Genomic DNA, 7,887 nt, shown 5'->3' on the forward strand with positions numbered 1-7,887 from the left:
AGCTCTTAATCCATTCGCTCGACTTGCATGTATTAGGCACGCCGCCAGCGTTCATCCTGAGCCAGGATCAAACTCTCCAATAAAGTTAGTTTGTCTAGCATCATAAAAATAAAAATTGACGTTGCACATTGTTTGTTTCGTTCAGTTTTCAAAGAACTCGTTTGCCGCTCACTTGCGACTTCCTTATGTTAACACTTTAATGTTTCAATGTCAACTAAGTTTTTTATTTCGTTTGTCGCGTTCTGCGTTGTTGCTATCGGCGACTCGTATAATACTACACCTCTAGATACCAATCGTCAATACCTTTTTATAAAGTTTTTTTGTATTACTGTACTACGAGGAAAATACATTGAAATTGAACTGCATAGAAACCAGCTCCACCTTTCATCTATTAATCTACTTCTCCAGATAACTTTTCATTCCCTTACTCACTTCTCTATTCTTAGAAGACATCTAAAATACTACCATACTCTTATAAACACTATCTTCAAAGAGTCCCGTTTATATTCAATTACTTGTAACTTCCCTCTTCTAGATTCTATATACCTTATTCTTTTCATTGGAACTAACAACCTTATTTTAACAATTAATAGTATATAATTAGATAGCTATTATATTTTTTATTACCGAACCATACTACAACCTTTGTTTATACAAATTATGATATCAATAAAACTCTATTAGAAGCAGGTGACGATATGGAAGATATCCGTGTACTTATAGCAGACGACGAAAAAGAAATACGAGATTTATTAAAAAGATATCTAGAACGAGAACTATATACAGTAGATATTGCTATAAATGGCGAAGAGGCTCTTCGCTTATTTGAACAAAACAAATATAACCTCATCATATTAGATCTTATGATGCCTAAAGTTGATGGTATCGAAGTATGCAGAAGGCTTAGGAATGAAACAAATATCCCAATATTAATGCTCACCGCCAAAGATCATGAAGTGGATAAAATTTTAGGACTAAGCATAGGGGCAGATGATTATATTACGAAGCCTTTCAGTATTAATGAAGTGGTTGCTAGAGTAAAAGCTCTTATGAGGCGTTTTTTAGTATTAGGAAGTAACGCGTGCACGCAAGAAAAAACACTCCTAACATTTAAAGGACTAACAATTGATGTGAAAAAGTACACAGTTAACGTAGATGGGAAAGAAATCTCTTTAACTGGAAAAGAACTAGAGCTATTAAAGTTCTTTGCTTCAAACCCTGAACAAGTTTTTACGAAAACACAGCTCTTTCGAAATGTTTGGGACAGTAATTATATAGAAGATGATAATACGGTTATGGTACACATTAGAAAGATTAGAAAGAAAATAGAAATTGATCCCTCCAATCCTAAATTCATTCAAACTGTATGGGGAATCGGTTATAAGTTTGTAGGTGAAAAGGATGAAGAATGATAAAATTCTCTATCTTATTTTATCGCAACTTATAATTATTTCCATGCTTCTATTTGTAGATCGGGGTCACACATTAAGATTAACTTTATTCATTGTACTTATTGTTATAACAATAAACCTTTTCTTTTCAAGACTCCATTTCATGAAAAATCAGGAGACTATGGTTGTCAAATTAAGGCGTGCAATTAAAGGGAATTTACATACAAGGCTATATACAAATAACGATCATTCATTAGATGAAGTAGTTTTTTCTATAAATGAATTAATAACTGAACTAGAAAAAGTACAAGTTGAAGCTAAAAAATCTCAAGATGCTAGGAAGCAGCTCCTTTCTAGTATCTCACATGATATTCGAACACCTCTTACTTCTATTATTGGATATATTGACGCATTAAAAGATGATATAGCTGCTTCAGAGGAAGAAAAACTAGAATATCTTGAAATACTCTCCAAGAAGTCAAATGGCTTAAAACAATTAGTTGATGAAATATTTAATATGGCAAAGCTTGATGCTGATGAGTTTCCATTAAAGGAAGAACAACTTGATTTTTCAGAGATTACTAGGGAATCTTTAATTGAATTTTTACCTGAGATATCCAAACATGATATCAAGTTACAGGTTAACATTCCCGAAGACCCGTGTCCTATTATGGCAGATTCCCTTAGTCTTATACGAGTTATAGGTAACCTTATAAAGAATGCTCTATATTACGGAAAACCCGGAAAGATATTGGGAATAGAACTCCTAGAAACCACCAATGACTATCAGCTGCTCATTTGGGATAAAGGACCTGGCATTTCAAAACATGATTTAGAAAACGTATTTGAGAGAATGTACCGCAGCGAACAATCAAGGAATCCTTCGCATGGTGGGAGTGGTCTAGGGCTCGCTATCGCTAAAGCCCTAGTAGAAAAAAATGGCGGACAAATATGGGTAGAAAGTATTCCGTGGGAAAGAACTACCTTTGGCTTTTCCATCCCAAAACAAACCGTTTTTAAGAAATAGTTAAGAAATGATTAAGTAGCAGTTAAATCTTCCTTTTTATCATGTAATTAAGAGCTTATGGAAAGCAGGTGTTTCAAAATGAATGCAATTATAAAAACAACAAATCTCACTAAGATTTATGGCAATCAAAAATCAGTAGATAATCTAGATATAACTGTAAACCAAGGAGAGATTTACGGATTTATCGGGCGAAATGGTGCTGGTAAAACGACTACGATTCGAATGCTACTAGGATTAATTAAACCTACAAATGGAAAAATCGAAATATTCGGAGAGGATTTATTTCAAAATCAAAAAGAAACTTTAAGACGCATTGGTTCTATCGTTGAAGTCCCAGGTTTTTATGAAAATCTTACCGCAAAGGAAAATTTATTAGTTAACGCGAAAATCATTGGGGTCCACAAAAAGAATGCAATCGAGGAGGCACTAGAAATTGTAGGATTGCAACATGAAACAAAAAAACTAGTAGGTAAATATTCTTTAGGGATGAAACAGCGATTAGGAATCGCACGAGCCCTACTTCATTGCCCAGAACTATTGATACTAGATGAACCGACTAACGGATTAGATCCAATTGGTATTAAAGAAATGCGAAAGCTTATTAAATCTTTAGCACAAGAAAGAAATATCACCATATTAATTTCCAGCCACATTTTAGCTGAAGTCGAACAACTAGTCGATCGTATGGGAATCATTCATGAAGGAAGATTATTAGAAGAAATTTCTCTTGATACACTTCAAAAAACAAATCGTAAATACTTAGAATTCCAAGTAAATAACGATAATAAAGCTGCGGTGCTTTTAGAAAAACAATTTCACATTTCGGATTATGAGATTCATGACGAAGGAAACATTCGCGTTTATTCCCACTTCGGACAACAAGGGCAAATTAATAAAACATTTGTCCAAAACGATATTGAAGTATTAAAAATTATGATGAGCGAAGATAGATTAGAAGATTATTTCACCAAATTGGTTGGGGGTGGAACAATTGGTTAATCTACTATATACAGAACTATTAAAACTGAAACGCTCTAACATGTTCTTGATTAGTATTATTGGAGCGGCGGTAGCACCTTTTATGGTAGTAGTAGCATCATATATACACATAAAAACAAAAAATCCTAATCCAACTATCCTATTTGAGAAACTGTTCTCTGATGTCAACCTATATACTGTTTTAATAATTGGAATCCCCCTATACGGTGTAGTGACTGCTTATCTCTTTAATCGGGAATACACGGAAGATACATTAAAAAATCTATTAACCATTCCTGTATCACGTATTAGCTTTATTATAAGTAAATTCATCCTCCTATTTTTTTGGATTATGATGTTGACTCTAGTTGCCTGGGGACTAACTTTATTATTAGGGCTATTAGGAAATTTTTCCGGATTCAGTAGCTCATTACTTTTAGAATCTCTTATGAAATTTTTGGCATGTGGTGGATTTCTTTTTATTTTATCGCCCCCTATTGTACTGCTAACTCTCGTAATGAAAACTTATGTTCCGCCTATTATATTAACAATCATTATAACGATGATAAATGTTATGACTGCAAACTCAGAGCATAGAGATTTATTTCCTTGGGCAGCTACAATCGATATAGTAAATAACGAAATGCAACCAACATATCCTCCAGAATATTCTTATATCATCATTGCAGCTACAGCTATTATTGGCTTTATCGTAACAATATTCTATTTTAAAAAGGTTGATATTCACTAATCTAAGTAGATAAATTAAAAATTTTATTAGTAGATGCGTTATGTACCACTTAAAATCAAGCTTTTATTAAAAGTTGTTCCCACACCTCTCTTCTGTTCCACTTCGTAATTTTGAGGTGCGGGGCTACTTTCCAGTTATGTGGATAAAAAACACTCCCTATAAAAGATTTCAACAACTCTGTCATCCATTATCATCTGCAGACAGGAGCTATTAAAAATGAATACAAAGAAAAAACTTTACCATTACTTTTCTATCAATTTCTTAATACTAATCTTTCTTACTCTATTCTCACATATTAGCTTTGCTGAGAATAAACACTCTACTGAACAAAAAATACAACAAATTGATAAATTTGTTAAAGAACAAAAGGAAATTAGTCGAATACCAGGGATATCAATAGTCATTGTAGAAAAAGGCAAAACTGTTTATCAAAAAGGATTTGGGTACGCAGACTTAAAAACAAAAAAGGCTGTAAATGAAGATACTTTATTTGAGCTAGCTTCAACAAGCAAGGCTTTTACAGGCTTAGCTATTTTACAATTGGAACAGGCGGGCCTACTAAAACGGACTGACAATATCACAAAATTTTTACCATGGCTAAAATTAACTTATAACGATAAGCCAGTAAATATTACTTTAAATCATTTGTTGTATCAAACTAGCGGAATACCTTCTACTACTATTAGCTCTATTCCTATCAGTACAGAGGATGATGCACTAGAAGCAACCGTCCAAACATTACAACACACAAAATTGAACCATAAACCAGGAAGCTCTTTTGAATATGCAACTATTAATTATGATATTTTAGGACTCGTAATCGAAAAAGTGACAAAGAAGCCATATGAACTTTATATAAAGCAGAACATCCTCGATCAAATTGGAATGAAAAATTCATTAGTAGGTTACTTACAAGGGCACTCTAATGAGATGGCTACCGGATATAAATTAAGATTTATGAGACCATATCCATATGAACAACCTATCTATCGCGGTAATACACCTGCAGGTTATATTATTAGTAATACAAATGATTTAGCAAAATGGATGAATCTTCAATTAGGAACTGAAACAAATAATTCTATTAATCCTCAACTAATTTCCGATTCACACATCCCTGATAAGACAGTAAAACCCGTTAATGATAATAGCTACTACGCCAGCGGATGGGTTGTTTTACAAAAAGACCAAAAAATTGTATACCATGATGGAGAAAATCCAAACTTTTCGTCTTTTATTATAATGCAACCAGCTACACAAACAGGTGTAACGGTGTTATCTAATATGAAAAGTACAGTTACAAAATCAATTGGTCAAGGAGTTATAGATCTCTGGAATGGAAAAAACATTTCTGATACAAAACAAATAGATAGCTTTCAAAAAATAGATAAAGTAGCAACCGTAATATTTATTGTGGCAGGGTGCTTAAATATATTGCTTATCATTTTAACCATAAGATTTATAAGAAGGCTATTACAAAAACGTCGAAATTGGACCTTATTAAACAAAAAGAAATTCATATTACTTCTCATAAATATATGTGCCGTTGCAGGGGGACTACTATTCGTTTTAAAACTTCCCCAAATACTACTTGGAGTACCTTGGTCGTTTATTACAGTATGGGCTCCAGTTACAGTTACACTAACAATGTATAGCTTTATAACAGTTATAATTCTATATTCCATCTATACAACTTTAATGTTTTTTACTAAAAAAGAAATGAATACGTTTCTTTCTTAACATTGTATTTCATAGGTAGTTTTTCATTAATATTTTGTATAGGAGTGAAATTATGAGCGATACAATTATTGCCTTCATACTCGGTATTGTAGAGGGACTGGCTGAATTTTTACCTATTTCTTCTACTGGGCATCTTATATTAGTCGGACACTTATTAGGCTTTGAGGGAGAAAAAGCAAAAACATTTGAGATTGTAATACAGCTAGGGGCTATTCTTGCAATTTCAGTCTTATATCGCAAGCGTCTCGTTTCTTTATTTAACATAAAGCCACTTCTACAAAAAGAAAAGAAATTCAATGCATTGCATGTATTCTTAGGTGTATTTCCCGCTGTAATTGTTGGATTATTATTACACGATATCATCAAAACATACTTATTTCAGCCATATACTGTTGTGATCGGACTTGTAGCAGGAGCCATCCTTATGATTTTCGCAGAAGTCAAAAAACCTGAAGCTACCTCCTATTCATTAGACGATTTAACATATCGTCAAGCATTAACAATTGGATTATTTCAATGTTTAGCGGTATATCCTGGCTTTTCAAGAGCTGGATCCACAATATCTGGAGGATTGTTAGCAAAAGTGAATTATAAAGCTGCATCAGAATTTTCTTTTCTTATTGCTCTTCCTGTCATGGTTGGCGCAACAGGTCTAGATTTATTAAAAAGTTGGGAACATTTAAGTATAAATGATCTTCCCATGTTTGCAGTAGGATTTATTACTTCTTTTGTCGTGGCGATGTTAGCAGTAGTAACTTTTTTAAAGTTACTAGCAAAAATCGGTTTAAAGCCATTTGCCTATTACCGTATTTTGTTAGCCATTGTGTTCACTATCTTTGTATTGCTCTAACCATAACGAGATTCCCTATATGTAAAAAGGCCGCTAACCAACCGATATTCCCATAAGAATATCGGTTGATTGTGATTATAACTCCTAATAAAATAAAAGATTTATATGTAATAACAAGCCAACAAGATAAACTTATTCTCGTCTTTTAATTTCCTTTCAATATACGAATAGTTTAAAAGAGCTTGACTTTAACATTCTGAATATTCTTTAATATTAATATAGAAGTTTGAAAGGCAGACATATATGAAGCAAACATGTATATAAACCATATTCATTTAGCATGTTACCTTTACTTACCTGAAAAACAGCGAAAAAAATTTTCAAATGACTATAAAGAATTTTTTTGTCAAACAGTCCATCATTCACAAACGGAATCTTATGTTAAGGGATTATTCATTTAACTAGACACTAAAGAAATGAGTTGATTATACCAATGAATCAATTAGCACAAAAGTACTGGAATGAGTATTGGAAAGAAAGTGAAAAACCTCAATCTGTCAGTGCATGGCAGTTTGGTGCCTCTCCTGATTATCTTGCTCAGTTAGTAATTGATGGTGTGAAAACAGCAACATGCTCTGGTCATATTTTTTATGAGCTAGACAATGAACCACTTCCAGCAATAAATGATTATAGCATTATATTAAATAGCCACGATGAGCCTGTAGCCATTATTAAAACAATAGAAGTAACTGTAACACCGATGAATGAAGTACCCGAAGAATTCGCCATTGCAGAAGGAGAAGGCGATCGTACCTATGACTATTGGAAAGACGTCCACACAAAATTCTTTACTAAAGAATTGAATACACTTGGACATGAGTTTTCCGAAGAAATGTTACTCGTTTGTGAGCGTTTTAAGCTCATTGATGTAAAAAAGTAAACATAGCTACTTTTCACATACAAGCTCATCACCTACGATTCAAGAAACGCATAGGTGATGAGCTTATCTTATTATCTATAATGAGAAAGAAAGAAAAATATAAAAATACTCAAGTTCATAAAGTATTTATTTTATGAACCACAAAAAAACCTAAGTCGAAACGACTTAGGTTTTTGCTTGGCGACGTCCTACTCTCACAGGGACAAGGTCCCAACTACCATCGGCGCTAGAGAGCTTAACTTCCGTGTTCGGTATGGGAACGGGTGTGAC

At 33.2% G+C, this 7,887-nt stretch carries 7 protein-coding genes and 2 rRNA genes; 7 read left to right on the forward strand and 2 right to left on the reverse strand.

The features are described 5' to 3' along the window. Positions 1 to 83: ribosomal RNA gene (locus AAIE21_RS28955) — 16S ribosomal RNA — on the reverse strand; the annotation flags it as partial. Between the two features lie 615 nt (positions 84 to 698). Between AAIE21_RS28955 and AAIE21_RS28960 the strand changes: the two genes are divergently transcribed. From AAIE21_RS28960 to AAIE21_RS28990, 7 genes are all read left to right on the forward strand, one after another. Further along, on the forward strand, positions 699 to 1,412 hold the full coding sequence (locus AAIE21_RS28960) for a response regulator transcription factor (RefSeq protein ID WP_343269838.1): 714 nt from the start codon (positions 699 to 701) through the stop codon (positions 1,410 to 1,412). Next, positions 1,402 to 2,418: a sensor histidine kinase gene (locus AAIE21_RS28965; RefSeq protein ID WP_343269839.1), complete on the forward strand. Its 1,017-nt coding sequence runs from the start codon at positions 1,402 to 1,404 to the stop codon at positions 2,416 to 2,418. The genes AAIE21_RS28960 and AAIE21_RS28965 overlap by 11 nt, the downstream gene beginning before the upstream one ends. Positions 2,419 to 2,496: 78 nt before the next feature. Next, complete coding sequence (locus AAIE21_RS28970) at positions 2,497 to 3,417, forward strand: ABC transporter ATP-binding protein (RefSeq protein ID WP_343269840.1); 921 nt, start codon at positions 2,497 to 2,499, stop codon at positions 3,415 to 3,417. Continuing rightward, positions 3,410 to 4,147, forward strand: coding sequence for an ABC transporter permease (locus tag AAIE21_RS28975; protein ID WP_343269841.1), 738 nt, complete (start codon positions 3,410 to 3,412; stop codon positions 4,145 to 4,147). The genes AAIE21_RS28970 and AAIE21_RS28975 overlap by 8 nt, the downstream gene beginning before the upstream one ends. Positions 4,148 to 4,363: 216 nt before the next feature. Further along, complete coding sequence (locus tag AAIE21_RS28980) at positions 4,364 to 5,887, forward strand: serine hydrolase domain-containing protein (protein WP_343269842.1); 1,524 nt, start codon at positions 4,364 to 4,366, stop codon at positions 5,885 to 5,887. Positions 5,888 to 5,939: 52 nt separating this feature from the next. Beyond that, the gene (gene bacA, locus AAIE21_RS28985) at positions 5,940 to 6,737 is read left to right on the forward strand and encodes an undecaprenyl-diphosphate phosphatase (protein WP_343269843.1); all 798 of its coding nucleotides are present in this window, start codon (positions 5,940 to 5,942) and stop codon (positions 6,735 to 6,737) included. 433 nt (positions 6,738 to 7,170) lie between these two features. Continuing rightward, positions 7,171 to 7,617 carry an ASCH domain-containing protein gene (locus AAIE21_RS28990; RefSeq protein WP_343269844.1) on the forward strand — a complete coding sequence of 149 codons (447 nt, stop codon included), beginning with the start codon at positions 7,171 to 7,173 and terminating at the stop codon, positions 7,615 to 7,617. Between the two features lie 175 nt (positions 7,618 to 7,792). Here AAIE21_RS28990 and rrf read toward each other — a convergent pair. Further along, positions 7,793 to 7,887 (reverse strand): 5S ribosomal RNA (gene rrf, locus AAIE21_RS28995); the annotation flags it as partial.

The organism is Paenibacillus sp. 102 (assembly GCF_039549175.1).
GTDB lineage: Bacteria > Bacillota > Bacilli > Bacillales > Bacillaceae_G > Bacillus_A.